The sequence below is a fragment of the Methylobacterium variabile genome (assembly GCF_001043975.1).
GTDB classification, from domain to species: Bacteria; Pseudomonadota; Alphaproteobacteria; order Rhizobiales; family Beijerinckiaceae; genus Methylobacterium; species Methylobacterium variabile.
Genome location: NZ_LABY01000560.1, coordinates 1 through 690 on the forward strand (window position 1 = coordinate 1; position 690 = coordinate 690).

General features: G+C 65.2%; 1 protein-coding gene. It reads left to right on the forward strand.

The features are described 5' to 3' along the window. Positions 1–690 (forward strand): flotillin family protein (locus VQ02_RS34485; protein ID WP_048448791.1); only part of this gene is annotated, 690 nt, incomplete at both ends.

The following is a 690-nucleotide window of genomic DNA, read 5'->3' on the forward strand; positions in this document are numbered from 1 at the left end:
CGTCAAGGCCAATGCAGCGGAAGCGCTGGCGCAAAACGGCCTCGAGCTCGAGTCGGTCGCGATCACCGACCTCGACCAGACCGATCTCGAAGATTTCAACCCCTCGAACCGGTTCGATGCCGAAGGTTTGACCCGCCTGATGGAGGACATCGAGGCCAAGCGCAAGCTGCGCAACGACATCGAGCAGGACTCGATGATCAAGATCCGCTCCCGCAATCTGGAGGCCGAACGGCAGGCACTGGAGATCGAGCGCGAGAGCGAGACCGCACGCCTCGAGCAGGAGCGCGACATCGAGATGCGCCGTGCCCTGCAGCGCACCGAAGTCGCCCGCGAGCGTGCACTGCGCGAGACCGAAGCCGAACAGGCCCAGATCACCGCGCGCGAAGCCATCGAGAAAGCTCGCATCGCCAACGAGCAGGCGATCACCGAAGCCCGGATCGCCTCGGAGCGCGAGACAAGGAACAAGGAGATAGAGCGGACCCGCGCCGTCGAGGAGAAGGAGCTACTGGCCCGCGAAGAGATCGAAAGGGTCCGGATCGCCAACCAGCGCTCGGTCGATACCACGCGGATCGCATCGGAGCGCGAAGTGCGCCAGCGCGAGATCGAGCGGATGCGCACGATCGAGGAAGCCGAGATCGCCGCCCGCGAGGCGATCGAGAAGGCCCGAATCCAGCAGGACCGCGTCGTCAC